The organism is Arthrobacter sp. MYb23 (assembly GCF_002979775.1).
In the GTDB taxonomy this organism is placed as follows: Bacteria; Actinomycetota; Actinomycetes; order Actinomycetales; family Micrococcaceae; genus Arthrobacter.
In genome coordinates this window covers 1-22,010 of the sequence record NZ_PCPR01000036.1, presented here as the reverse complement: position 1 = coordinate 22,010, position 22,010 = coordinate 1, and the positions used below count along the sequence as shown (strand labels likewise).

The following is a 22,010-nucleotide window of genomic DNA, read 5'->3' as shown; positions in this document are numbered from 1 at the left end:
AAATGTCCTAGCTGAGCTTGGCGCGGATAAATGCGCTGACCCGGTCGATGATGGTGACCAGCACTACGATGCTGATGATGATGGCGCAAAGGTGTCCGTAATCGTACATGCGCATTGCGGTAGTAAGCTCCAAGCCGATGCCGCCGGCGCCCACCAGCCCCAGGATGGTTGCGCCTCGGACGTTGCCTTCGAAGAGGAGCAGGGTGTAGCTGACCAGCAGCGGAGCGGCTTGGGGGAGTACCGCGTAGCTGATGATTTGCCGCTTGTTGGCGCCCACGGCAGTGAGCGCTTCCACAGGTCCAGGCTGCACGGATTCCATGGCTTCGGCGTAGACCTTGCCGATCGAGCCAACCGAGCCGAGCACGATCGCGAGGATCCCGGCGAAGGGACCCAGGCCAACCGCGGAGACGAACATCAGCGCGAAGATGAGCTCGGGGATGGAGCGTAGTACATTCAGCACCGCCCGGCATGAGGTGTAGATCCAGCGAGGGGCGATGTTGCTGGCCGCGCCGAAGCTCAGCAGCAGTGACGCGAGAGCACCGAGGACGGTGCCCACCAACGCCATCTGCAAGGTCTCGACCAGAAGCTTGATGATGATGCCGAATTTATCGAACGTTGGCGGGAACAAGCGGCCCAGGAAGTTGCCCATATTGGGGATGCCGCTGAGCAGTTTTTCCGGATTGAATCCCGCTCCCATTCCGGCCCACACCAGCACGACGGCGACAATGACCCAGAGCGTAGCGCCGCGGGGTGTGGGGAGGCCGAAGGGACGGGAGAGCCGGAGGCGGTCGGCCTCGGGGAGGGTGGTGTTGATGCTCTTGGACTCTTCAACGGGGGCAGTCTCAGTTTTCGAGGAGCTCAGTGTCTGTTCCATAAATCTGGTGCACCTCCTTTTCGGTGATGGTGGTGGCAGGGCCGGCGAAAACGAGCTCGCCCGAGTGAAGCCCCAGGACACGGTCGGCATAGCGGCGGGCGAGGCCCACAACGTGCAGGCTGACTATGACCGGGATCTGTTCCTCGCGGGCGATATCGCGGAGCAGGCCAAGGATATTGCCGGCGAGCCGCGGGTCCAGCGAAGCGACGGGTTCATCGGCCAGGATGAGGCGTGGCTGCTGCATCAGCGCGCGGGCAATGGCAACGCGCTGTTGCTCACCACCACTCAGGCTCCGGCATGGCTGCTTGGCCTTATGAGCCAGGCCCACCCGGTCCAGCAGTTCAAGGGCCATGGCGCGCTGGGCCCTGCTGAACGTACCCAGGACGTTGATGGGTCCGGCTGAGTGGAGGCCGCCGGTCAGCACGTTGGTGAGCGCGGTCAGCCTCGGCACCAGGTTGAAGTGCTGAAAGACATATCCGACGTCGGATCGCAGCTCGCGCAGGCCGTTGGCGTTCTGCTTGGCTACAGGGCGCCCGGCAACATCCAGCGTGTCTGCTGTGAAGGGAGCAATGCCGGTGAGGGTCTTCATTAGGGTTGACTTGCCCGAGCCCGAGTGGCCCAACAGGGCGACGACTTCCCCTGGATAGACGTCCAGATCGATTCCCGCCAGTGCAACCTGCTCGCCATATTGGACTCGAAGCTTGCGTGCGCGGACGGTGGGCGTACCGGCAGGGGTGAGTACCGCCGTCGTGCTTTCCATTGGTGACAAGAGGCTCATCGGAGGTCCTGGAGGTCTACGCCGATGGACTCGGCCACGTCCACCAGGGGCGCGTAGGTGCTGAACTCAGGATCGGCCGTGGGTTCGCCGGTGATGCCGAACGTCTTGGCGATCTTCTGGTTTCCGGTCATGAGGGCGGGGAGCTTGGCCTTGAGGGCTTCGCGGGCCTCGGCGTCCAGGTCCTTGCGCACCACAATGGAGATGCCGACAGGGATGGGATCGGATTTGGCGATGATGGTGACTTCGTCCTCCTTGATGACGCCCTTCTGGACGAAGGTGGGGTAGAGCTGGCGGGCCGTGCAAGCGACGTCCACGTTGCCGTTTGCCAACGCCAGGACAGCGGAGTCATGCGAGCCGGCGAACGTGCTCTTGTAGTCGGTGCCGTCAGTGAGCCCGGCTTTCGCGAGCAGCGACTTGGGCATGAAGTAGCCGGTGGTGGAGCCGGGATCGATGAACGCCACCTGCTTGCCCTTCACGTCGGCGGCGGATTGGATGCCGCTGTCCTTCTTGGCAAGGCAGAAGCTGGCGGGTTCGGTGCTGGCCGGCCAGACGAGGAGGGGATCCACGCTTTCGGTCTTGTACGCGAGTGCCGCTGAGAATTGGCTGAGGACTGCAACGTCCACTGAGCCGTTGCGTACGGCTTCGACGACGCCGAGGTAATCGGCCGGCTGGAGGTTGGTCACCGTGCGGCCCGTGGCCTCGCCCACCATGGTGGCAAGCTCGCCCCTGATGGCTTGCTCGTCGGGGTCATCCGTGCCTGGTGGGGTGGCGAAAACGAGTTCGGTGCTGCTTTTGCTTTCGGAACCGGCCGCGTTGGCGTCGCCGGAACAGCCGGCCAGTGCGCCGATGGCCAAGAGGCCGACGATCGAGGTTGAGATGATGCCTGCACGAGCGTGCATGGTGGTGCCTTCCGTCATGTGTTGGGGGTGACAGGAATTACGAAACCAGCAGTATCTGAATCAGAATTACGAGACTGCCGTACTTCAAATGGCGGGAAGGTTAACTGTTTGCGCTCGCCTCCGGTCGGCCCCCTGCGTCCGCCCTGTGGCCCCGTTTCGTGACCCGAGGCAACCATGGAGCAGACTTAGACGGGTGACCGCCAACAAACCACGCCCCGGGCTCGCGATTGCCGCGCTGAGCCTCGGGACGGCGCTGAATCCGTTGAACTCCTCCATGATCGCTGTGGCATTGGTGGTCTTGCGGGAACATTTCGAGCTCGACGTCGCAACCGTCACTTGGGTGATTACCTCGTTCTACCTCGCGTCAGCGGCGGGCCAACCGCTGATGGGCCGGCTCGCTGACCGCTTCGGTCCGCGACGCCTGTTCATGTTCGGCATGGCCTTGGTGGCGGTAACCTGCGCCATCGCGCCGTTCCTGCCCAACTTCGCGCTGGTCTGTGTGGCCCGCGCGCTCATGGCTGTAGGGACCGCGACGGCGTACCCGTCCGCCGTAGTGATGGTCACCGAGTTGAGCCGGCTGGCTAACCTGCCCTCCACGCGGCCGTTGGGCCGGATCCAGATGGCCAATACGTCCGCCGCTGCCATTGGACCTGTAGTGGGCGGGCTCCTGGTGAGCTTGGTCGGCTGGCAGGCGTTGTTCGCCATCAACGTGCCCATTGCCTTGCTGGCTCTGTTGGTTGTCCGCCAGACCGCGCCCGCAGATGCCGGGCGCGAGACCGGCAAACTCGGCCAGCTGATCCGCGACTCCGACATCCCCGGCATCCTCGCTTTCGTCACGTCGCTGATGCTGGCCATGATGGCGCTGCTCAATGTGCTGCCCGGCTACCGCTGGTACCTGCTGGGCGCCGCCACCGTGATCGGCGCGCTGTTCGCTTGGCGCGAGCTGCGCTTCCAGCCGCCGTTCCTGGACCTCCGCCTGCTGGGCCGGAACCGGCCGTTGCTGTTGGTGTACCTGCTGTTTGTGGTGTTCAGCGGCGTGTACTACTTTGCGTTCTTCGGCCTTCCGCAGTTGCTGCAAGAGGCAGGGAATTACGACGCCGGGGTGGTGGGCCTGCTCATGCTTCCCCTTGCGGCGTTGTCGGTTGTGGTGACGCCGGTGACCGTGAGGTTCATTGAGCGGTTCGGCGTGCGTTCCGTACTCATCACCGGGGTGTTGATTCTGACCGTTGCGGCCGGCACTCTGGGGTTCCTGACCATGAGTTTGTGGGCGCCGCTGGTATTTGTGCTTACGGCTTTGATGGGTGTTCCTTATGGGGTGGTGAGCACGGCATCGAACCAGGGCCTGTACGTTTCGGCCCGCCCCGAGGAGCGGGGAGTTGCGGCCGGGATTTTCCAGACGTGCCGCTACCTCGGGGCCATCACCGCCACTGTACTGATTGGCGTGCTCTACGGTCCGGGCGTGAACCAGGCCAACTGGGGGATCATGGTTCTGGTGATGCTTGGCCTCAGCGCTGTGGTGCTGGTGCTGGCTGTGATGTGGCGGAAGCCCGCGGTTTAGGGGGAGCATTGGCTCGAGCAGTGGACTTTGACATGGACCTGCACAGGGATGGCGAAGGCTCTTTCGGCCCGGAATCCCTATCCGCGGGAGCGATGCTGCCGTTCGAAGGACGCACCCTGATGCTGGGCCCGGACGGGTTGCCCGCGGGCGTGCTCGAGGCTGAGCGTGACGGATGGATATCTCCGAACAACCCCATTCTGGTGCGTGGATCCGTCCTTGTGCCTGGATCCGTCAAGATCCTGCCGCTCGCTTGGCGGGGTGATCCCCGCAGCGGCTCCAACCCAGGTGTCAGTTCGAGTGAAATCGCTGCGTTTGCGTCCAGGATGCAGTCCGCGGGGATGTACTGGGCGGGACCTTGGCGCGTTCTGGATCTGGATACGAGTAGCTCCGACAGCATCGGATCTTATGCGGCGGCGCTCCGTTCGGCCGGGGCCACTCACGTTGATTGTTGGACGTACTCCGAGGCCGTAGGGCTCGCACTCGTCTGGGTCCGCGACGAGGAGGCTGGAACCATGTCCCTCGCGCTGCATGTGGTGCCGGCCAGCTGGGTGTCTGAAGCCCGCGCCAAAAAGCCGGTGCCGGGCGTCGACGTTTTGTGGTCGTGGGCTGACGTGATCGCTTTGCGCGCTCATCCGCTGGGTGGAGCAGCTGAGAACCTCTGAGCTCGGGACCGGCGCCGTCGCGTCGGGGCGTCACGTGCGGGCATCACGTCCGGCGTCGCTGCTCTGCAATCCACGTGTGATTGACGATTGCGGCAGCGAAACTCTTCGCGAGCGCTGCGCCGTCCGTCCCGCGGGAGAGGTCCCTCTGAAAGTACGGCGATTCTTCGGTGTGAGGGCGGCTCTTGTCGATTCGCTTGCTGAGTTCCGAGAGGAAGTCCTTGCCTCCCGAGCGGTAGGCGTCACGCTCGGCGGAGTCCAGTCGGAGTAGAACGTCAGAATCAACCATCGAATTTCGCCAATACCGGGATTGGAGGAAGAGATCTCCTTGCTGTTCCACCAGGAACCAGGCTCCGGGGTGGTGGTCGACGTAGTGCATGGCCTCACGATTCTTCGCCAGCCGCGGCGCATCGCCCCATTGCTCAACAGGCGGGATCTTTTCGAGTGGTCGCCTCCGGGCCTCATCCAAGACCGCATAAACAAACGTGGGCGTGGAGTCGCGGAACAGGGTGAGGCAAATGATCCTCCGGCACTGGGTGCAGGTGAGTTGGCTCTCTGCCCTTTCCATGAGTCCGGATGCATGCAGCGGCTGGAGATCGGCTAGGGGGACCCAGTGCAGGCTTTCTTTGAGCAGGCCGGCAAACACCGCAGAGGATAGCGCTGTGATGGTGCGTTCCACGTCCATGCCAGCTGCGCCGCCCGTGGCACCTTCAGCGGCGCCGTTCTGGTCGCCGTCGGAGTCGCTGTTGCGGACGAGTAGATCGCTGCAGACTGGACAGTCGTCGTCCTCCGGGCGGCAGCTGCGTCCCGGCGCCTCGACGGTGAGGGTGATGCTGAGGAGGTTGCCAGGATCGTTCCAGCCGCGGTTGTTCTTGAAATTGGGCACTGCGTAGGCGCCGTCCATGTCGAAGGCCATTCCCGTGCGGTAACGGTGAGCATCGATTGCTTTCTTGAGGTCCTCAAGGGTCGCGCCGCTGTTGAGGCCCGGGATCCACTCTGGAAGGTCGAATCCGTGCGCTGCGAACTCCGTAGGCGCTGCGTGCAGCACTATCGCCACCACGGCGTCGTCGTGCAGTATGACCTCGGCGCCGGATGCAAACTGCAGTCGCCGCGATTGGTAAGCGGGTTGGCCCACCAGGCGTTCCTTCACCGATGCCGGCTCGCCGCCGAATGCTTCGACTAACCGCCGGACGGATGGATCCTCCTCGGATCCCAAGAGGGCGTCAAGGATCAGGGGCAACCGGGTTCTCGTCCGCCGTTGTTCTGTTTCGTCATTTCTCCGCTGTCCCACTCGACCATTATGTAGTGCCCGCTTGCGACGAGCGGGGATGGCCCTAGTGCGTTGAGATCAATCACCTTGGAACAGCTCTTGCCTAATTTTATGAGTGGGCTCATAATTGAGTTAAGTCAGGAATCAAAATACGGGAGAACCCATGAAAGCCTTCGTCCTCAATCAGTACAAGGAGCCCCTTCAGCAGCAGGACGTCCCCGAGCCTGTGCTCGGAGACCATGACGTGCTGGTGGATGTGAAAGCGGCAGGCTTGAACCAACTGGACGAGAAGATCAGGCAGGGGGAGTTCAAGCAGATCCTCCCTTACAAGCTGCCTCAGGTTCTGGGTCACGATGTAGCAGGCGTCGTCCTCAAGGTCGGATCGAAGGTGCGGTCGTTCACGCCCGGCGACGAGGTGTTTGCACGCCCAGGAAATGACAGCATTGGCACGTTTGCGGAACGGGTCACCGTGGCGGAGGAAGACCTGGCCATCAAACCGGCCACCGTCAGCATGGAAGAGGCCGGGTCACTTCCGCTGGTGGCGTTGACCGCTTGGCAGGCACTCGTGGAGCGGGGCTCCGTGCGGCCGGGCCAGAAGGTGCTCATCCATGCGGGCGCCGGGGGAGTGGGGTCCATTGCCATTCAGTTGGCCAAGTATCTCGGGGCGACGGTGGCCACTACTGTCAGCGCCGGGAACAAGGACTTTGTCCGGGACCTAGGCGCGGACGTGGTGATCGACTACCGGACTGAGGACTTCACGGAAATTCTCCATGACTATGACCTCGTCCTGGACAGCCTTGGTGGCGAGAACCTTGAGCGCTCGCTGAAAGTCTTGAAGAAGGGTGGCAAGGCCATCGGCATCGCCGGGCCGCCGGATGCCGGCTTCGCTCGCCAGTTGGGCGGAAATCCAGTACTGCTGGGTTTGATGACCCTGCTGAGCTCGGGGATACGCCGCCAAGCCCGCCGCTTGGGAGTCACGTACGAGTTCCTCTTCATGCGCGCTGATGGTGGCCAATTGAGGGAGATTGCGGCACTCATCGACGCCGGAGACATCAAGCCAGTAGTGGGCAGGGTGGTCCCGTTCGATCAGACGGCCGATGTCCTGGCCGCCCTGGAAAAGGGCGGGGTCCGCGGCAAGACCGTCGTCAGCCATCTCTAACCACTCACACCGACAGGACGAACATCATGAGCAGAGAACAGCAAAACCAGCCCTATATGCAGGTGCCTGCTAAAACCGTGACGGTTAACGGCGTCAGCTACGCATACCGTGAAATGGGGCCCAAGGGCGGAGTCCCGGTGGTTTTCCTGATTCACCTTGCCGGGACCATGGACAACTGGGATCCGCGCATCATCGAGCCCATCGCTGCGAAGCACCACGTGATCACCTTCAGCAACCGCGGCGTTGGCGCATCCACGGGGTCCGTGCCGGACAGCATCGAAGCCATGGCTGATGATGCCGCCGCCTTTATCCAGGCCCTTGGCTATCCGACAGTGGATCTCTTCGGCTTCTCGCTCGGTGGCATGATCGCCCAGTCGCTGGTGCTCAAACACCCCAGCCTGGTACGCAAACTTGTCCTGGCTGGAACGGGCCCTGCCGGTGGGGAGGGCATCCAGAAGATCATCGGAACCACTTACTACGACGTAGTTCGGGGCGCCCTCACCCGGCAGGACCCCAAGGAGTTCCTGTTCTTCAACCGGAATGCCGCCGGAAAGACCGCTGCGAGGGCGTTCATCAATCGGCTCAAGGAACGGACCACCAATCGCGAGGCCCCCATCAAGCTCAAGGCATTCCAGACGCAACTGCAGGCAATCAGGCGGTGGGGACTATCGCCGTCGGCCGATCTGGGAGTCATCACCCAACCCACGCTCATCGCCAACGGCGATAACGACCGCATGGTGCCCTCGGTGCTTTCGAGCGACATGCACCGGAGGATTCCCGGCAGCGAGCTGGTCATTTACCCGGACTCCGGGCACGGCGGCATCTTCCAGTTCCACGACAGGTTCGTCCCTGTAGCCCTCGAATTCCTGGGCCGCTCATTTGTCGGCCCGCTGATACGGTAGCTAAATGCAGCCTGCGCCCCAGACACTTGGCCGACGTGAGCGGAATAAGCAGGAAAAGCTTGACCGCATCACCGCGGCCGCACGCGAACTTTTCACCCAGTACGGAGTGGATGAGGTCACCACCCAGCAGGTGGCGGAAAAGGCCGACGTCGGATCGGGAACCTTGTTCCTGTACGCGAAGACCAAAGCGGAGCTACTTCTGCTGGTGCACAACGCCAAGTACGCCCAAGCGCTGGACGCGGGAGTCGCAGCGGCCGCCGCTGAAGTCGCGGTGCTTGACGCGGTGATGGCCATCATCCGACCCATCATTGAGTGCAACCGCGTTCAGATCGAAAACGGCCGCTCCTACCTCAGGGAAATCGTCTTTGGTGATCCCGCCGAACCTCACCACGCAGAGGCTCTGTCTCTCACCACGCGCACCGAGGCGGCCATTGCTGAAGTCTTGGGCCGCGACAAGAAATTGCTTGCCCGTGATCCGGAGAAACTGGCTCGGATCGTCTCGGCCATCATGTTCGTCAGCATGGCGTCCTCGGCGACTATTGACATGACAGACGCCCAGGTTGGCGACGAGATCCGGGATCAGATCAGCGTGCTCCTGGGCGCCTGACTCTAGGACATTGGCGGGTTCTAGCGGTTGAGGAACGCCTCGTGCTGGCGGTGCGCTTCCTTCACCTGCTCGCGGATGGTCTCGACGTCCTTGGCTTTGTTCCTGTACTTCAGAGGCATCTGCACGATCTGCGCTTCCTCGGCGGTCAGCGCGCGGTAGATGCGCTCGCGCTCGTTGGTGTCGGCGGTGTAATCGAGGTCCAGATAATCGACGGCGTGACGGCGGGCGTTGTTGATGGCCGTCTGGGCCTTGCCCGCTGGGCTAATCAGTGAGAGCACCACGGTGATGATCAGGACGCCGATGATGACGCTCAGCGAAAGGCCCGTGGTGATTTCGATGACGTTCACGTGCTCACCGTCGTTGATGAACGGCAGGTTGTTCTCGTGTAGGGCGTGCAGGATCAGCTTGACGCCGATGAACGCGAGGATTGCGGCCAAGCCGTAGGAGAGGTAGATGAGGCGGTCCAGCAGTCCATCGATCAGGAAGTACAGCTGGCGCAGGCCCATGAGTGAGAATGCGGTGGCTGTGAAGACGATGAAGACATTCTGGGTCAGGCCGAAAATTGCAGGGATGGAGTCCAGGGCGAAGAGAATGTCCGTGCCGCCGATGGCCACCATTACCAGCAGCATGGGAGTCAGGGCCTTCTTGCCATTGACCACGGTGAAGAGCTTGTCGCCGTCGTACTTGTCCGTGGTGTGGAAGAGCTTCTTGGCGAGGCGGATGATGAAGTTGTTGGCCTGACCGTCCCCATGGTCACCGGGCTTGAGCAGGTTGCCGGCCGTCAGGAGCAGGATGAGGCCGAAGATGTAGAACACCCACGCGAACGAGTTGATGAGTGCGGCGCCCAGGAAGATGAAGCCGGTGCGGGCGATCAGGGAGAACACGATGCCGAAGAGCAGGACCTTCTGCTGATCCTCGCGGGGAACCCTGAAGCTCGCCATGATGATCAGGAACACGAACAGGTTGTCTACCGAGAGGGCCTTCTCCGTGATGTAGCCAGCGAAGTATTCGGACCCCATCTGGCTGCCGCCGAAGATCAGGACCAGGATCCCAAAAACTATCGCGAGTCCCACATAGATGGAGGACCAGATGGCCGCTTCCTTCAGCGATGGGACGTGGGCTTTCCGGATGTGGAAGAAGTAGTCAAAGGCCAAGAGCGCCAGAATGACGACGATGGTGATGCCCCAGATGAGGGGAGAGACGGTCATATGATCCTGCTTTCGTGAGGCGCGCGAGTGGTGTTGCTCACCGAGGGTCAAACTCTTGGAACCAAATTTACCGGGACTGATGGTGCGGGCGCTAACTAGGCTGTCATGGGAAAGTACTTGACAACTTGGAAAGTACTTTCTTATGGTGAGGTTATAGATCCGCACAACATTGGGGAAACCATGAACGAGAACACAGGCAACATGTCACCGGCTGAAGCACGGGAACTCTTGGCAAAAGCGGATTCGCTGGGCGCCTCCTCCATCAATGCAGCTGCCTGGCCAGTGGCTGTGACGTTCACCAGTCTCGCGATTATTGGTTCACTGCTGATGATCGGGTTGCACATCGTTCTGGTCGCTGGCTACGGCGCGGCGCTGTTGGCCTGTTCCGTAGGGGTCTGGGCCGCGATCACAGCGTGCATTTGGCCAATGTTCCAACGGTCCACCAAGGTCGGCTTCACCAAACGGTTCCTGACGTCTCTTCTGGGGTACTTCGCGCTGTACGTCGTGGCGCTCGTGGTTGGCGCCTACTTCTTCCGGGACGGCAACCTCTGGTTCTACATCCCCGCCGCTATCGCACTTGCCGCCATCGGCCTTGCTGCTGCCTTCCGTGAGCTGCGCGCATGAGCACCCCGGCGGAACACCCGCGTCACAAGCTCAACGAGCTCGTCCACTCACCGGTCCGGTTCTCCATCATGGCTGCGCTCGCGAAGGCTGAGTCGTTGGACTTCAAGGACCTGAGGGACGCGATTCAGGTCAGCGACTCGGTGCTGAGCAAGCAGCTCTCAATTCTGGAGAAGGCCGAGTTCGTAAAGATCAAAAAGAGCTTCGCCGGCAAAATGCCTCGGACGTCGGCCAGCCTGACGGGTACCGGACGGAACGTGTGGGCGGCGCACCTGCAAACGTTGCGGGAGATCGCGGGCGGCTAGGTTCTTCGGCCAGCTCAGTTCGAGCTGCCCTCGTGTATCTAAGTCGTTGTCGCGCCCAAGTATTCGCTCTTGCAGGCCGACCGCCGATTACGACAAAAGGATCAAGGTTCAGATGGGAGCAATCCACTGAATATATGTCTTAATGACCCTCTTGTAACTTTTGCTTTAACCAAGTTGGCATATGATTCTCATCGCGAGGGAATTTCTCCTGGTCGTGGACATAGGCGGCTGAGGCGACGGGGAAATCCCACTGAGGTTCATCATCGTAATTGTATTCCGCAGTGGCGCTACCCTTTGACGTAACAACCATGTTCATGCTGAACCACGTGCCCGAGCCGGGTTTGTATGCAGCTCTGCGGAGCTCCTTCATGGCTTGGGAGAGTTCGAACGAGCCATCTGCGTCGTTGAACGCGCCCTTCGGCGAAGAGAACCTTCCGTCTGGGTTATAAATGTAGATGTGTTGTTCGTTTGTTGATGCAGTAACGTTAGCGGTAAATTCTACTCGGTCATCACCCGGCCCTAGCAATCCATGAAGAAGCTTGCCCAGATTATTGAACGACTCGCGTTCAGCAATAAGTCCGCCTTGATCATTCATTTTGGAATTCTCTCTTGTTCTTCGGCCCGTCGTTTACTTGGTACTGCACTTCAAATACCTGGGCCAACTTGTCACTATTCAGAAAGTGGGAACGGAAGTCTACTGCAATCTTGGCTGCAGGTTCAGCCCTTAATGTTGATCTCCAACCGTTCTCCAGATTGAAGTAACTCTCACCGGCTCCTCTGTTGAGGCGCTTGATCATGGCAACGATGTTTCCGTCCTCGCCACCACCGCCAAACCCGTTAGCGAAGATGTGACCGCCGTCGTAACCATCTCCACCATAGTCGCCAACGCGCGATTGAATCGATTCCGAGCGATCAGCAACGCCGAGGGCTAGTTGATCTGTGTGAGCGAGTATCGACCGGCCTTCTGCGTCAGTCTGGAAGACGTGAGCATGACTTGCGCCGTCGACGGGATTGATAATATCGGGGTGAACGACATAAGTCGTGTCGGGTTGCATCTGGATTAGGTCTGCATTCAGATTTCCGCGCCGACCATATTGGGTTTCAACGTATGTGACCTTGCCTTGATTGTCGGTATAGAAGTCTCCTCGACCTTCTACGAAATAGGCACTATTCGGTTCAAGGTCACTTCGCCCCGCGAAGGCTGTTCTAGGGGATGGGCCGTCACTTGCGGAAATCTGGATGGTGCGGTCCGTGCTTGGACGAGGGTAGTCCTGAGGGCTTGGAGGCAAACCTCCGTGAGGAAGTGCGATTGTCGGGCTGTCACTAGCCCCTGTTTGCAGCCGTTCCGGATGAACTTCAGAAAGCGTTGATTCAGCAGGTGACGGATTGTGGAGAGCCGGGCCCGTTTCAGCCCGCAAAAGATGATCGCCGCTTGGACTGCTCTGAGTCGGCCGGCCGTCAACATGCGCGAGCCACGTGTTGGAAGGCCGAAGATCTGGAACAACACGCGGCGCATTCGCCAGGGCGGGTTGTGGTCCGTTGAGGGTTTGGTTGAGTTTGGCCAGCCCGTTGTCGAGTTTGTCTAGGGCGGTGCCGATGCCGTTGTTCCAGATGGCGGTGCGTGCTTGGGTGAGTTTGGCTGTGATGGCTGTTGCGGTTTCGCCGAGCATGGTGCGGGTTGCGCCGGTGATACTGGTCGTGGCTTTGGACAAAGTGGCGGCTTTGGTGAGGGCCGCGGTTTCGGCACCTAGTTTGCCGCCGAGGGATACTCCCTTAATCCCGATACCGGTGCCGCCGATGAACATCGAGCCGACGTCGAAGGTGGTCGCGCCGATGGCGTAGGCGGGGTCGGTGCCCCATTCGTCGTAGTGGATGGTTTCCTTGGCCACGTTGACGGTGGTCAGGACGGCTTGCGCTTCGTCGGAGGTCATGTCTTTGCCGCCGCGGGCAAACACGTTTCTGGTGGTGAGCGCCGCGGCGCCGAGGGCGAACATCCCTTGCCAGGCTTGGACTTGTTTGGCTGTGTCGGTGGTGAACAGCAGGGTGTGCAGGCCTTGAAAGGCGCCGATCAGGGCGCTGGTGAACCCTTGGCCGGCCGAGCCGGCCCCGCCGAGCCGGACCGAGATGTTCGGTGGCCCCCAGGGAAGGTCGGGGAGTTTTTCGTCGTTGCCCATGTAGTGCTGGACGTGGGTGAAGCCGTTGGCGGTCATGTCGGTGGAGCTGTTGAGGTTCGCCCGGGGGATGGTCGGGGGATGGTAGCTTTGCCCGCCGGTCAGGGCGCTTAGTGCGGTGGCGCAGGTGGCGTCGGAGTCGAGGATGGCTTGGGCCAGGGCGCTGGCTTTGTCCATGGTGTTGCGGTGACGGTCCACGATCTTCAGGTTCGAGCGCCAGTCATCGTTGCCGCCGATGAGCTCGTCCAGGGCGTGGACTTCCGAGCGGAGGGTGTTGATGCGTTGTTTCAGTTCCCTGGCCCGGTCCGCGTACGCGGCCAGCACGGTTGCGGCGTTGCTGGTCAGGTTGGCCAGTTCCTGGGAGCGGGAGAACACGGGGTTGAAAGCGGTCAGGACCTGCCCGGCTTCGGGGGCCTCGTAGGCGCTGGAAAGGCCTGCCCAGGATTTTGCGGCGTCGTTGACCCCGGAATGAACGGCGTTCCCGGACGCTGCGAGGGCTTGGCCCTGGCTGTCCAAGGCGTCCGGGTCCGGCAGCGGCGGGAGCCCGTCCACGCTGATCCCGGACGCGCCCGGACCTGCGACACACACCTGGCTGAAGTCCATGCTTACCGCCCTAATGCCGAGACGGACAGGTGCACGGTTGAGGCACTGGAGGCCGCTGTTGATGCCATGGCCAGGTCGCCGTTGGCGTAATGGCTCACGGCTTCGGAGGTCCCTGCCAGGACGGCGGTGCTGCGTTCGAGCACGTCTGTGGTGGCCGGAACCACCCCGTTCTCGATCAATGCCCCCAACGCTTCTTGAATCTGGGCCGACGGCACGGCCGCGGCGATTCCTTCCACCGCGCCCTGTAACCTGGCCAACGGTTCCTCCAAGGCCGAAACAGAGCTCGCGGTCGAGGAGATCACCGCCCGCGCGGTGCCTACATCAATACTCCACACAGCCATACCAGTCACCTGCCTCTATAGACCGGCGGGTTAGCCGATGCTCTGCACGGCGTTGCGGGCAGAGGTAGCGGCGGTGGTGGCGGTGTCGTCGTTGGTGCCCAGGGTGGTGCGGACCAGGGCGATGATGGCTTTGACTTCGTCCGCCGCTGAGGTCCAGCGGGTTTCGACTGCCTGGTATTCGGCGTCGACGCCGTCGGCGCGGAAGTCTGCCATGGCCTGGTTCACATCGGACTGGCGGGCGGCGATGAGGGTTTCCAGGTGCGCGGCGAGGGCTTGGATGTCGGACTGGACCTGGGCTGAGACGTTGGTGTCGTAGGCGATGCGGTTGGTGGTCATGATTATGCCCGTCCTTGGAATCGTGCGGCGTCGAAGTTCGCGGCGCCTTCGGAGCGGCGTGCGTTATCCGATGCGGACAGGTCGCCTTGGGTGAAGGCGGTGTTCATCCCGGACTGGCCTTGGACGATGCCGGCCAGGGCGGTGTTCAGTTCGGAGGCGACGAGGTCGGACCGGTTTTTGAAGGAGTCGAACGCGGCTTTGCCGGCGCCGCTGAATTTTCCTTCGAGCGGGGTGACGGCGTCCACGAACCGGCGGACCAGTGCGCCGAGGTCCTGGTGGGACGCGTCGGTTTGTTTGCTCAGGTTCCCGAGTGTTTCGGCGCCCATGTCAAAGATGGCCATTGGTTCCCCAAAAAGTAGGTAGTTCGGTGGTCGGTGTGCCGAAGCACTTTAACAGCATGGTGAACACGGTGTGTTATGTCCAGTCGATGCACTAACAAGAAGCAAGTGCCTTATGACGGCTCAGTCACAAACCGAAAAGGATACCGACAAAGCCCCACGGGCTTCACCCTGCCCCACCAGAGGGGACACCTAGGACTGGAGAGGCCCGTCTAGGTGCCGTTTCGGGCCTGTCTAGGTGCTGAAAACCCCCAAAATAAGTGCTCCCCACCACCGACTAGGTGCTCCGATGCGGACGCATGGCCAAATTTGGCAAACCTCGACGAAGCCGAGAGTTCGTACGACGGCCGGCCGGCCGCCGTCGTGCACTAACTGGAAGTACGACGGCGGAGGGTGACTTTGGTGCCGACCGCTTAGCTGACGCTGACCAGGACTTGGCCGGTAAGGGCGAGGAGGCCGGGCCAGCCGTTACCCATGCCGTTGAGGGCTAGCTGCGCCATGGAGGTGTCCAGGTTGAAGCCGGCGTGTTCGAAGGTGAGGATGGTGCCGCTGTCTATGATTTCGAGCGTCCACCCTAATGGTGGTGTCCCGGGCGCCGTGGGCGAAGGTAAAGCTGATTGACCGGGGTCACGCTGAGGACTTCGCATTGCTGCTGGCCCCAGCCGCCCATGTTGGTGGTGAAACGGTGGCCCACCAACAGTGCGATGTCGCCCAGTGGGCTAGGAGTTGAGGGGTGGTGAGGCTGCCCGTACCAACTCTTGGGAGGTGCGGGAACGTGCGCTCGAGGCATGGGTGTGTTCCTCATGCAATAGTTCAGCCAAGGGCGTCGAACCGCTGGTTCCAGTAGTGTTCGAAGTGCTTCAGTCACGCATCGACTTCCTTGAGGACGCTCAGATGTTCCGACGCAGTGGAGCGGATAAGGTCCAGCAGCCCTAGTGAGTTCGCCCGCATGGAGGGGCCGTTGAGGAGATTGTCGAGGATGATGCGCAGCGAAGGGTTCGCTAGGTCGCCGCATCGGCATCTTCGGCACTTCTACGAGCGAACGGGAATTTCACGAATGGGTCGTAGAGGGGTTACACGCGCTCGTAGTCCAAGACCGGTTTTATATCGTACCCCCGAACTTCAACATTCGGCCGAACTGCCTAGATCGCGAAGCTTCCCTGGGAAAAGGAAGACCAAGTGAAACGCGGCACTCTGGTCACGGTATTCCGTCACGCGGTCCCACAAGCCCCATCGACGCGATAGGGAATAGTGAGTGGGCGGTTCGGCACCTTCAAGTCGTTGGCGTATCCTACTCGCAAGCTGAATCACAGACGCGTCACTGCAGGCATCCGAATCGATCAGGATCGGGGGTACGGCGACTCGCTCACCGTTCCCGGTTATGAGAAACGTGGTTGCAACGCCTGGATGCTTCGTTGCAATGAACGACCTTAGCTCTGGAAGTAAAGCGAGAGTTTCAGTCAGTGTAGATACTTTGGTTCGCTGCCGCACCCCTTGTGCCGGCCAGATGTCCAAGTGAATACCCAAAGAAGGCTCAAACGGCCGCATTTTTTTCTTTTTGTATTCTGTTACCCGCTTCCTGATCATGCGGGTCGTAGTTGCGGCCGCGAGTAGCAACTTTCCAACACCAGGGACGGCCTTCGCCACTTGGGCGATCCATCCAGTCGGTCCGCCGGCGGTAGCACCAATGCCGGGTCTATAGCCTGCGGACACGGGGATGCCTCGCATTGCGAAGAAATCCTCTATGGTCCCAACCATGGAGCTGTGGAATCTCCCGAGGTCGTATATTCCGTGTGCGCTGGGCGTGTGGACATCGAGGACGAGACCGGAGAAATTCTCAGGATCAACCCCTGGTGATAAGGCCAACATAGCTACCTTCCTCGAATATCGGATACACAGATCCTGCCATGAGCCGTTAGATGATCCGGAATGGGAGTTCATCAGCGCGGGTGACGGCCGTTCTGCGCGTTGCAGCTGCAGGCTTCCGGAATGCGAATGAGAACAAAGCATCGTTGCCCTGCGGTGGCGCAAGCGGTTGACCCGGTGGAGAGCGACGGGCGGCTGGGCATCGCGGCCTCGACCGCGCATGCAGACCTGGTCCGCTGCCGGATCAACAGGCTGCGCTACATTGACAGGATAACCGGCGAACCAATCCGCCGCTTTGAACTCGCGGCTCCGGGTGAGATGCCTGCAACGCCGCCTGCGCCGACCTCGGCTTCACCGCGAAACGACACCGCAGCTGCAGGTGGATGGACCCGCTACTAAATCACCACGGGCCCCACACCGCGCTCGGGAACAACCCACCCGTCAGTCGGCTATCCAGCCTCCGCGAGCAGTACGACCAGGTACGGGATCTTCATCCAGGAGCCAACCTTGGAGTCCACTCGAGCTAATCTTCGGTCCAATACGGGGCAGTGGGATTCATTTTCGCGGCTATTTTCCAAAAAGCGTCGCTGTTCATGTCGAACCAGCCATCTCCATCCTTATAGAAGATGCCCTGCGTGAATGCGACGGCAAGAGTTGCAAGCATGTCCCGGATGGAGCTGTGTTTGAGCTTGTTTTCAACGTTTTCGAAGTCAAAGTCGTATACCGGCTGATGGTCGATCGCCGAGCAGTCTACGAACACATAGCCCCCAGGGTTGTCTTCGAGAAGTGGAAGCCACGACGAGTTCTCGTGGTACTCGTTGACGAATCGGTCGTAAGTTTCCAACGCTTCACCAAGACCAAGAAGGTAGTAGACGGGCATTAAATACATGTCGTTCAAAAGTACGTTCGGGCCTGAATTTGTCCCATCGTGCCATCCGTACAGGGCAATGAGATCTGTACCGGGCCGAAGGCCACGTGCTGTGAGTTCTTCGGTTACGGTTTGGGCGGGAAGTCCAGGCCTCAGCAGTCTTGATGCACCAAGTTGCAGTTACGCCAAGGACTCATCGATGGTCTTCATCGAAACGGTCATCTCATGTTCCATGGGGCAAATCTGGCATAGGCTCTCCATTGATGCCAGCGCCAACGGCCGGTGGGCCTCGTAGCCTACTTGCGGCGCGTGAGGACACCGATGCAGATCCAAGTGGCAAGCTACGAGACATGAAAATATCTGCCTAAGTTAACGCCGTTCTTGACCCAGTTTCCTTGGTGGGGCTGCTTGAAGCACATTCCGGATATCACTCGAAAACATCGGCGGCGGATCGAGCCGGCTTGCCAATCGCTGGATGCCGCTTGAGCAGTCTTTCAGTGGTCGCCCAAACCCCAAGTTGTGAGGCTGCCGCCTGGGCAAGAAACCACTAGCAACCCCTCCGGACCGTTGATCGTCCAGGCTTCGTAGAGTTTGTCTGCCGACACATCAATAGCGCTACCGTCCGCGAAGTCCACATGAAGAGTTCCACTGTCGTCAGCGAATCCGGCCGTGACTGAGGACCGGGCGATCGACAGGGCTGGCCCCAACAGGGAAGGATCCCCGGCGGGGTCAAGACGATGATTTTGGCCCGAAGGGGTCTTGTAAATGAAGGCAGTCTCGACCCTGAGAATGATGCCGCCGTGTGTGTGGATGCTGAAGGCGTAGTCGACCGTGCACATAGCAACGTCGTCCCGCCCGGATGTAGAGGGCCAGATCCAGAGCCCGCGCTCGTTCACTGGTTCGCCGTTCCTGTTCGTGTCCACCTCTTGAGCTCCGGGCAGGCTGCATCGACGAAACGAACGATCACCTGCATGGCGTTAGGTTCTTCACCCCACCCATCGTCGTACGCGTCGTAGGCGTCGTCGAGGTCAACCAACTCCTGGGCAATGGGGTGACCTTCATGGCCGACAACCCTGTGTGCCCACGACGTGAGTTCCCGTATCCGCAAGTTGCCTTCGATGGCCCGGCGGGCGTAGAAGTGGGCCGCTAAGAGCTTCGCTTCGTCGCCGGTCATCTCAACTGCTGCCAAGCCAAGCTCATTGAGGGCATCGTCGATGAGAACTCGAAGCTCGAAGACGTTGATGTGTGGCGAAGCTCCGGCAAGCTCTCGGAGTCCCTGGCCGTCGTGCCCTTCGACCAGAGCTTCCGTCGCAGCCGAGATCGCGGCCGTTGCAGCGTCCTGCCTGATAACCCACAAAGCTCTTGCCGAAATCAGGTCGATTGCCGCCGAACTGACATTTTCCACACCATTGCCTTTCGACGACTTTGGAGTTCCTGGGTCAGCTCATGGTGCCATGACGCATGGGCTTTTCGAGTGAGCCACAGCTTCCGGATAGGCGAAGGTGCTGCTGGGGCTCATCGGCCGCGGGCTATGGCCAAGCCATGAATCCGACAGGTGGTGGTACAAAGACCGGAGCACCCACAAATGCTCTGCTCGTCTGGTCGAGCCGAAGTACGACGGCGTAGGGTGCGTTTGGTGCCGGCCGTACAGAAGGCGCTTTGGATGGGAATGCGGCACCTATTCGGGTGGGGATGCGACACCTAGTCGACGGGGCCAGCCACTCATTTTTGGGGTTTTTGGCACCTACTTTCGTTCAGACAGCACCTAGTTTGACGGTTTTCGGCACCTAGTCCCCGATTTGTGGGCGCAGGCTGTGCGAGTCAAAGCAAGATCGTTCTTCACTAGGAGCAACCATGATCCTGAAGCAGATCAGCAAGATAGCAATCGGCCTGGTAGTCGCCGCGGGTTTGGCCTTTACGGGCCTTGCCCCCGCCAACGCAGCTGAACCTGCGGGGCCAACGCAAGCTGCCGTCGTTGAGATCCCGGCGGAGGCGAACAGTCCGGCGCCGCCTGAACCAGCGGGTCAATACTACTCGTTCTGCACCAATCTGGGGATGTCGTTTAATTGGACCGCCAATGACCCCATGACGTGTCCCGGCTACCTTGATGTCTACATTGGCGGTCAGCAAACTGCCCACTTGAACATCGGCGGGAGCCCGGGGAGCTTGTTGTGGAGTTGCGCACTTGGAGTAGGCCTGAGCATGGTCACCATCTTCGTGCCAGGGGGAGCGCCTGTTGGGTGGGCCCTGGCAGGTGCCCTGTCCTCCATGGGAATCGCCTTGGTAGGTTGCGCGGGTTGGTGACTCGTGCAACCGTGCAGTGACGAAGGGTGGCAGATATGAGAAGCAAGGTTCCGCATCCCTTACAGGTGGCTGCGTTCTTCGCTCTGGCGATTGTGTTCGCCACGTGGCAGCCGTTCGCGTGGTGGCGTGCGGGCGCTGCTGTTCTCATGCTGGGGTTCGGCTGCTATGGCGTTTATGTGTTGCGGCGCAGCAAACGACAAGAGTCCAGGGCGGAGCCTGACGAACTTGAGTGATGGGGAAGCTGACGATGGCCTGTGGACTGACGTCTGCGGGCCATCTCCTTATTACGGGGTGTTTTTATCCGGGTGAAGGCGGTTCTGAAGATCCGGGTCACCTGAGCCGGCAACGAACCCAAAATCGTACTTTCCGTTCTCCGGGCGTGGCTCGCGCTCCAGTCGCAGGATGGATGTCGGCGTAATGAGTGTTTTCGCGATCCCACTTGCGGTTTCGAACGTGAAGGACCCAAAAACGGTAGGGTCCGTGCGGTCTCTCAGCAGGAGGGTTGTGTCCGGGCCATGTACTTCGGAAGCGACCGGGTGATAGCGGTCCATGTGCCGGCCCCAGATGGGAAGGGAGAGGGGGAAGCAGAGCTTGACGGCTTCAGGAAAGGAAAACGGGATGCGGTCAATTGAAAGGCTGAAATCATCGGCACCATCCGTCTGCATGGTGAGCGTTGCGCGGTCGAAGGTTCGGGTGCTTCCGTCCGGCAGCTCTTTGGCAGACCACGTGAAGGCCCTTGGGTGCACCGAGATGGCGAAGCGCACCACGTAGTTTCCACTCTGGCAGTATGAGATGCCGTCGTAGGACGTTCCGTCCCCGCCGCCCATAGCCTTACCGATTGCGATCGCCAGCTGCTCAGGGGAAGTGTCCACGCCTCATCCTTGCACGTGCCCGCCTAGGAGGGTTCGCCGTCGTCGTTTGTCAGCAGGAACTTGCGCAAGAGGTTGGCGAGTTGAGTGCGCTCCGTCTTGGACAGTCCTTCGAGCATCTTGTGCTGGTTCTCTACATGGTGCTCCACCACCTCATCCACCAAGGCCAGTCCCTCAGGGGTGAGGCTGATCAGCAGTTGCCGGCGGTTGTCCGGGTTGGTCTCACGATGAACCAGCCCGCGGTTGACGAGTCGGTCCACGCGATTAGTCATGGCTGCGGAACCGATCATGGTCAGACTGGCCAGTCGTCCCGGAGTGAGCGGAGCCTCGGGTGCTGAGCGGCGGAGCGTTGCCAGGACGTCGAACTCCCAGGGCTCCAGTCCAAACCGGTTCATGAACTTCTGGACGTCCAGTGACGCCAGGCGGCTAGCCCTGTTCAGCCGGCCCAGAACGCCCATGGAGCTGACGTCCAGATCGGGGCGCTCGTTGTTCCACTGATCAAGAATCATGTCTACTGCGTCGCGGTCCATCGTCCTCCAGTGCTTGACCTCAAACAGTACAGCACCTACATTGTCTTACATCTAATAGTTTGACATCGAAATGTATGGAAGTGAACAATGTCTGCTTTGACGACCGCTGGCAAGCCCATCGGTTCCGGTATGGCGAAGGCGTCTCCTCGAGACCTCTTCATCACTGCACTCGCGCCCATGGTGTGGGGATCCACCTACCTGGTGACCACCGAGTTTCTCCCCGCCGACCGGCCGCTCCTGGCCGCGACCGTGCGGGCTTTGCCGGCGGGCATCGTGCTGATGCTTGTCACGCGAACGTGGCCGCGGGGGAGCTGGTGGTTCAAAGCCGCGGCGCTGGGCGCGCTGAATATCGGTCTGTTCTTCTTCCTCTTGTTCTTCACCGCATACCAACTGCCGGGTGGGCTCGCTGCGCTGGTCATGTCCATCCAGCCCCTGTTCGTGCTTTTCCTTGGCGTGCTGTTGCTGGGGGAGAGGATCCGCCTCATGCACGTGGTTGCCTGTGCCGTGGGAGCAGCGGGTGTCGGCTTGCTCGTCCTGCGGTCCGACGCGTCGCTGACTTTTGTGGGTGTGCTCGCCGGGATGGCCGGTGCGCTGAGCATGGCAGCGGGGATTGTGCTCACCAAACGCTGGGGAAGGCCCGACGGCGTGGGGCTGCTTGGGTTTACCGGCCTGCAGTTAGCGATGGGTGGAGTGATGCTGCTGCCCGTGACGTTGGTGGTTGAGGGGCTGCCGGGAGCGGTTACTTTGCCTAACATGGCGGGCTTCGCTTACCTAAGCGTGATCGGTGCGTTGATCGCCTATGCCGTGTGGTTCAGGGGGATCCAGCGGATGCCAACAATGGTGGTGTCGTTCCTGGGATTCCTGAGCCCGCTCGTGGCTACGGTGCTGGGGTTCGTGTTCCTGGGGGAGTCGTTGTCCGGGTGGCAGTTGGTGGGGGCGGTCCT

The 22,010-nt window shown here is 60.8% G+C and carries 26 protein-coding genes and 1 pseudogene; 11 read left to right on the top strand and 16 right to left on the bottom strand.

Translation table 11 applies throughout. The features are described 5' to 3' along the window. Positions 1-7: 7 nt before the first annotated feature. From phnE to phnD, 3 genes are read right to left on the bottom strand one after another with little or no spacing between them, the layout of a single operon-like run. A complete protein-coding gene (phnE, locus tag CQ020_RS22765; RefSeq protein ID WP_105694125.1) occupies positions 8-874 on the bottom strand; it encodes a phosphonate ABC transporter, permease protein PhnE in 867 nt (288 codons plus the stop codon). Continuing rightward, the gene (gene phnC, locus CQ020_RS22760; protein ID WP_105694124.1) at positions 843-1,652 is read right to left on the bottom strand and encodes a phosphonate ABC transporter ATP-binding protein; all 810 of its coding nucleotides are present in this window, start codon (positions 1,650-1,652) and stop codon (positions 843-845) included. The genes phnE and phnC overlap by 32 nt, the downstream gene beginning before the upstream one ends. Beyond that, positions 1,649-2,551 (bottom strand): phosphate/phosphite/phosphonate ABC transporter substrate-binding protein, encoded by a 903-nt coding sequence (phnD, locus tag CQ020_RS22755; protein WP_181152001.1) that lies wholly within the window; start codon positions 2,549-2,551, stop codon positions 1,649-1,651. The genes phnC and phnD overlap by 4 nt, the downstream gene beginning before the upstream one ends. Before the next feature lie 193 nt (positions 2,552-2,744). Between phnD and CQ020_RS22750 the strand changes: the two genes are divergently transcribed. Beyond that, complete coding sequence (locus CQ020_RS22750; protein WP_105694122.1) at positions 2,745-4,109, top strand: MFS transporter; 1,365 nt, start codon at positions 2,745-2,747, stop codon at positions 4,107-4,109. 32 nt (positions 4,110-4,141) lie between these two features. Next, a complete protein-coding gene (locus CQ020_RS22745) occupies positions 4,142-4,771 on the top strand; it encodes a hypothetical protein (RefSeq protein WP_105694135.1) in 630 nt (209 codons plus the stop codon). A 43-nt stretch (positions 4,772-4,814) separates the two neighbouring features. On the opposite strand, the gene CQ020_RS22740 is transcribed toward CQ020_RS22745, so the two are convergent. Next, positions 4,815-6,059 carry a hypothetical protein gene (locus CQ020_RS22740; RefSeq protein ID WP_181152028.1) on the bottom strand — a complete coding sequence of 415 codons (1,245 nt, stop codon included), beginning with the start codon at positions 6,057-6,059 and terminating at the stop codon, positions 4,815-4,817. Positions 6,060-6,201: 142 nt separating this feature from the next. Here CQ020_RS22740 and CQ020_RS22735 point away from each other — a divergent pair, with 142 nt between their 5' ends. The 3 genes from CQ020_RS22735 to CQ020_RS22725 are packed head-to-tail and all read left to right on the top strand — an operon-like array spanning position 6,202 to position 8,706. Then, on the top strand, positions 6,202-7,197 hold the full coding sequence (locus tag CQ020_RS22735) for an NADP-dependent oxidoreductase (RefSeq protein WP_105694120.1): 996 nt from the start codon (positions 6,202-6,204) through the stop codon (positions 7,195-7,197). 26 nt (positions 7,198-7,223) lie between these two features. Next, positions 7,224-8,099 carry an alpha/beta fold hydrolase gene (locus CQ020_RS22730; RefSeq protein WP_105694119.1) on the top strand — a complete coding sequence of 292 codons (876 nt, stop codon included), beginning with the start codon at positions 7,224-7,226 and terminating at the stop codon, positions 8,097-8,099. A 4-nt stretch (positions 8,100-8,103) separates the two neighbouring features. Beyond that, positions 8,104-8,706, top strand: a complete 603-nt coding sequence (locus CQ020_RS22725) for a TetR/AcrR family transcriptional regulator (protein WP_105694118.1) — start codon at positions 8,104-8,106, stop codon at positions 8,704-8,706. 20 nt (positions 8,707-8,726) lie between these two features. Here CQ020_RS22725 and CQ020_RS22720 read toward each other — a convergent pair whose 3' ends face one another. Continuing rightward, positions 8,727-9,914: a TerC family protein gene (locus CQ020_RS22720; RefSeq protein ID WP_105694117.1), complete on the bottom strand. Its 1,188-nt coding sequence runs from the start codon at positions 9,912-9,914 to the stop codon at positions 8,727-8,729. A 180-nt stretch (positions 9,915-10,094) separates the two neighbouring features. On the opposite strand from CQ020_RS22720, the gene CQ020_RS22715 reads away from it, so the two are divergent. Continuing rightward, positions 10,095-10,538, top strand: a complete 444-nt coding sequence (locus CQ020_RS22715) for a hypothetical protein (RefSeq protein WP_105694116.1) — start codon at positions 10,095-10,097, stop codon at positions 10,536-10,538. Then, a complete protein-coding gene (locus CQ020_RS22710; RefSeq protein ID WP_105694115.1) occupies positions 10,535-10,840 on the top strand; it encodes a transcriptional regulator in 306 nt (101 codons plus the stop codon). The genes CQ020_RS22715 and CQ020_RS22710 overlap by 4 nt, the downstream gene beginning before the upstream one ends. A 139-nt stretch (positions 10,841-10,979) precedes the next feature. On the opposite strand, the gene CQ020_RS22705 is transcribed toward CQ020_RS22710, so the two are convergent. From CQ020_RS22705 to CQ020_RS24280, 6 genes are all read right to left on the bottom strand, one after another. Then, positions 10,980-11,435 carry an immunity protein YezG family protein gene (locus tag CQ020_RS22705; RefSeq protein WP_105694114.1) on the bottom strand — a complete coding sequence of 152 codons (456 nt, stop codon included), beginning with the start codon at positions 11,433-11,435 and terminating at the stop codon, positions 10,980-10,982. Then, entirely contained in the window at positions 11,428-13,614 is a 2,187-nt protein-coding gene (locus CQ020_RS22700) for a DNA/RNA non-specific endonuclease (protein WP_105694113.1), read from the bottom strand. Before CQ020_RS22700 ends, CQ020_RS22705 begins: the two co-directional genes overlap by 8 nt. A gap of 2 nt (positions 13,615-13,616) precedes the next feature. Beyond that, positions 13,617-13,955, bottom strand: a complete 339-nt coding sequence (locus tag CQ020_RS22695) for a DUF6507 family protein (RefSeq protein WP_105694112.1) — start codon at positions 13,953-13,955, stop codon at positions 13,617-13,619. A gap of 30 nt (positions 13,956-13,985) precedes the next feature. Continuing rightward, complete coding sequence (locus CQ020_RS22690; protein WP_105694111.1) at positions 13,986-14,291, bottom strand: pore-forming ESAT-6 family protein; 306 nt, start codon at positions 14,289-14,291, stop codon at positions 13,986-13,988. 2 nt (positions 14,292-14,293) lie between these two features. Then, on the bottom strand, positions 14,294-14,632 hold the full coding sequence (locus CQ020_RS22685; protein ID WP_105568156.1) for a hypothetical protein: 339 nt from the start codon (positions 14,630-14,632) through the stop codon (positions 14,294-14,296). A gap of 410 nt (positions 14,633-15,042) precedes the next feature. Next, entirely contained in the window at positions 15,043-15,276 is a 234-nt protein-coding gene (locus tag CQ020_RS24280) for a hypothetical protein (RefSeq protein WP_181152000.1), read from the bottom strand. A 1,361-nt stretch (positions 15,277-16,637) separates the two neighbouring features. On the opposite strand from CQ020_RS24280, the pseudogene CQ020_RS24620 reads away from it, so the two are divergent. Then, a pseudogene (locus tag CQ020_RS24620) lies at positions 16,638-16,816 on the top strand (IS481 family transposase); the annotation flags it as partial. A 202-nt stretch (positions 16,817-17,018) separates the two neighbouring features. On the opposite strand, the gene CQ020_RS22660 reads toward CQ020_RS24620, so the two are convergent. The 3 genes from CQ020_RS22660 to CQ020_RS22650 all read right to left on the bottom strand — a co-directional run bounded on the left by CQ020_RS22660 (position 17,019) and on the right by CQ020_RS22650 (position 18,768). Continuing rightward, positions 17,019-17,375, bottom strand: coding sequence for a hypothetical protein (locus tag CQ020_RS22660; RefSeq protein ID WP_105694109.1), 357 nt, complete (start codon positions 17,373-17,375; stop codon positions 17,019-17,021). Positions 17,376-17,857: 482 nt separating this feature from the next. Further along, the gene (locus CQ020_RS24845; protein WP_374955212.1) at positions 17,858-18,202 is read right to left on the bottom strand and encodes a DUF6188 family protein; all 345 of its coding nucleotides are present in this window, start codon (positions 18,200-18,202) and stop codon (positions 17,858-17,860) included. A gap of 53 nt (positions 18,203-18,255) precedes the next feature. Further along, entirely contained in the window at positions 18,256-18,768 is a 513-nt protein-coding gene (locus CQ020_RS22650; RefSeq protein ID WP_105694107.1) for a hypothetical protein, read from the bottom strand. Positions 18,769-19,217: 449 nt separating this feature from the next. Here CQ020_RS22650 and CQ020_RS22645 point away from each other — a divergent pair, with 449 nt between their 5' ends. Together CQ020_RS22645 and CQ020_RS22640 are read left to right on the top strand one after the other, a co-directional pair. Continuing rightward, the gene (locus CQ020_RS22645; RefSeq protein ID WP_105694106.1) at positions 19,218-19,667 is read left to right on the top strand and encodes a hypothetical protein; all 450 of its coding nucleotides are present in this window, start codon (positions 19,218-19,220) and stop codon (positions 19,665-19,667) included. A 35-nt stretch (positions 19,668-19,702) separates the two neighbouring features. After that, a complete protein-coding gene (locus CQ020_RS22640; RefSeq protein WP_105694105.1) occupies positions 19,703-19,900 on the top strand; it encodes a hypothetical protein in 198 nt (65 codons plus the stop codon). 51 nt (positions 19,901-19,951) lie between these two features. Here the strand turns inward: CQ020_RS22640 and CQ020_RS22635 are convergent, their stop codons facing one another. Further along, positions 19,952-20,539, bottom strand: coding sequence for a hypothetical protein (locus CQ020_RS22635; protein ID WP_105694104.1), 588 nt, complete (start codon positions 20,537-20,539; stop codon positions 19,952-19,954). A 23-nt stretch (positions 20,540-20,562) separates the two neighbouring features. Continuing rightward, positions 20,563-21,066: a MarR family winged helix-turn-helix transcriptional regulator gene (locus tag CQ020_RS22630; RefSeq protein WP_105694103.1), complete on the bottom strand. Its 504-nt coding sequence runs from the start codon at positions 21,064-21,066 to the stop codon at positions 20,563-20,565. 87 nt (positions 21,067-21,153) lie between these two features. On the opposite strand from CQ020_RS22630, the gene CQ020_RS22625 reads away from it, so the two are divergent. Further along, positions 21,154-22,010 (top strand): EamA family transporter (locus CQ020_RS22625; RefSeq protein WP_105694102.1); only part of this gene is annotated, 857 nt, incomplete at its 3' end.

Coding starts and splice junctions, on each gene's coding strand:
- CQ020_RS22735 (WP_105694120.1), top strand. CDS start 6,202: ATGAAAGCCTTCGTCCTCAATCAGTACAAGGAGCCCCTTCAGCAGCAG.
- CQ020_RS22645 (WP_105694106.1), top strand. CDS start 19,218: ATGATCCTGAAGCAGATCAGCAAGATAGCAATCGGCCTGGTAGTCGCC.
- CQ020_RS22695 (WP_105694112.1), bottom strand. CDS start 13,955: ATGGCTGTGTGGAGTATTGATGTAGGCACCGCGCGGGCGGTGATCTCC.
- CQ020_RS22685 (WP_105568156.1), bottom strand. CDS start 14,632: ATGGCCATCTTTGACATGGGCGCCGAAACACTCGGGAACCTGAGCAAA.
- CQ020_RS22730 (WP_105694119.1), top strand. CDS start 7,224: ATGAGCAGAGAACAGCAAAACCAGCCCTATATGCAGGTGCCTGCTAAA.
- CQ020_RS22720 (WP_105694117.1), bottom strand. CDS start 9,914: ATGACCGTCTCTCCCCTCATCTGGGGCATCACCATCGTCGTCATTCTG.
- CQ020_RS22705 (WP_105694114.1), bottom strand. CDS start 11,435: ATGAATGATCAAGGCGGACTTATTGCTGAACGCGAGTCGTTCAATAAT.
- CQ020_RS24845 (WP_374955212.1), bottom strand. CDS start 18,202: ATGTGCACGGTCGACTACGCCTTCAGCATCCACACACACGGCGGCATC.
- phnE (WP_105694125.1), bottom strand. CDS start 874: ATGGAACAGACACTGAGCTCCTCGAAAACTGAGACTGCCCCCGTTGAA.
- CQ020_RS22725 (WP_105694118.1), top strand. CDS start 8,104: ATGCAGCCTGCGCCCCAGACACTTGGCCGACGTGAGCGGAATAAGCAG.
- CQ020_RS22640 (WP_105694105.1), top strand. CDS start 19,703: ATGAGAAGCAAGGTTCCGCATCCCTTACAGGTGGCTGCGTTCTTCGCT.
- CQ020_RS22745 (WP_105694135.1), top strand. CDS start 4,142: ATGGACCTGCACAGGGATGGCGAAGGCTCTTTCGGCCCGGAATCCCTA.
- CQ020_RS22700 (WP_105694113.1), bottom strand. CDS start 13,614: ATGGACTTCAGCCAGGTGTGTGTCGCAGGTCCGGGCGCGTCCGGGATC.
- phnD (WP_181152001.1), bottom strand. CDS start 2,551: ATGCACGCTCGTGCAGGCATCATCTCAACCTCGATCGTCGGCCTCTTG.
- CQ020_RS22690 (WP_105694111.1), bottom strand. CDS start 14,291: ATGACCACCAACCGCATCGCCTACGACACCAACGTCTCAGCCCAGGTC.
- CQ020_RS22715 (WP_105694116.1), top strand. CDS start 10,095: ATGAACGAGAACACAGGCAACATGTCACCGGCTGAAGCACGGGAACTC.
- CQ020_RS22660 (WP_105694109.1), bottom strand. CDS start 17,375: ATGCCCGTCTACTACCTTCTTGGTCTTGGTGAAGCGTTGGAAACTTAC.
- CQ020_RS22630 (WP_105694103.1), bottom strand. CDS start 21,066: ATGGACCGCGACGCAGTAGACATGATTCTTGATCAGTGGAACAACGAG.
- phnC (WP_105694124.1), bottom strand. CDS start 1,652: ATGAGCCTCTTGTCACCAATGGAAAGCACGACGGCGGTACTCACCCCT.
- CQ020_RS24280 (WP_181152000.1), bottom strand. CDS start 15,276: ATGCGAAGTCCTCAGCGTGACCCCGGTCAATCAGCTTTACCTTCGCCC.
- CQ020_RS22710 (WP_105694115.1), top strand. CDS start 10,535: ATGAGCACCCCGGCGGAACACCCGCGTCACAAGCTCAACGAGCTCGTC.